The organism is Roseburia sp. AF42-8 (assembly GCF_003435965.1).
GTDB classification, from domain to species: Bacteria; Bacillota; Clostridia; order Lachnospirales; family Lachnospiraceae; genus Roseburia_C; species Roseburia_C amylophila.
In genome coordinates, this window is the sequence record NZ_QTVB01000126.1 from 1 (window position 1) to 1210 (window position 1210).

General features: G+C 39.0%; 1 protein-coding gene and 1 pseudogene. Both read left to right on the forward strand.

Annotated features, from left to right (window positions below):
• Positions 1–97: 97 nt before the first annotated feature.
• Positions 98–208, forward strand: a pseudogene (locus DW059_RS17870) (IS200/IS605 family transposase); the annotation flags it as partial.
• Between the two features lie 692 nt (positions 209–900).
• On the forward strand, positions 901–1210 hold a 310-nt coding region (locus DW059_RS15610; RefSeq protein WP_147326081.1), incomplete at its 3' end, for a hypothetical protein.

The following is a 1210-nucleotide window of genomic DNA, read 5'->3' on the forward strand; positions in this document are numbered from 1 at the left end:
TTTTTTAATACAAGAAATTTTGGAGTGAAGAATATGATCCACTTTGTGATAATTGTAAAATAACTTTTGAGAATTTTAAGTTGCAAAAAAATAAATAGGATATTATGTAGAAACAATCGGTAATATCACAGACGAAGCAGTACAAAAATATATAAAAGAGCAAGCAGAGGAATCGAGAAAAGAAGATTCAAGAAGTACCGCTTTATAGCGGACCAGTAAAAATGATTGCGACACCGCCCTTTTGGGCGAGCGGTAACATAGCTCTTTGGAGGGCTTATAACAAACCATCAGTTGAACTGGTGGTTGCTGACTTAGAAAAATAACGAAATAAAAAACGAAATAGCAGCGGTATTTAAAAACGAATTAAATTTTATTTGGTACACAATCGAATGGTGGAGGTAGTAAGGCATATTAATGTGCATATAAGTGTAAGAAATAGTAACAGGAATAACATTTACAGAATAGGAATGGCATCATTATGCTGATAAAATTAGATACCAATGTTTATACATCAAAGGTAAATTCTTTTTCAACGGTATCCGGTGAGGTAGAAGGAAAATAGCTTACAGTTCCGAATTTAAATGTATCAATGGACGCCATGACAGCGTACCGGGCGGGCTTTTCACAGTTAATTGGTCTGATGAGTTATTATTAGAGCCTCCTGACGCAGGATGTCGGGAAGCTTTTCACACTGCGTGATGAACTGGTTGATGCAGAAGCTTCTTTGATGAAAATGATAAAGACAAAATAGGGAGAGTGGAGAAAGTTATGGGATTTCAGGTAAAATATGAAGAAATTACCAGCATTCGGGAACTGATTCTGGCACAGATTGACTGGTGGATAGAACAGATAGATGCGGTAAGAAGAGTATTGTAGAGATTGCTATCATGTCGGAGATGCATGGAGGGACAGGAGGAGAACATTCAGGGAGCAAGATCAGACTTTGATGTGGTAGCAGAGGAAGTGGCGGATATTGAGAGAGAACTATCTGCTTATCTTGATGTGGGCAGATTTTCTACAACCTGTATGGAAAGCTGCTTTGACAATGCGCTTGCCGGAGTGCAGAATGTCCGCACACAGATAGGGGAATATGAAGAGGCACACAGCCATGCAGATATGTATCCCATCGATATGATGGCAGGCTATCTTCGCAGTATTATTGGTGGACAGTTAGGTGGCAGTAGTGCTACAATCAGTGCATATGATGCAT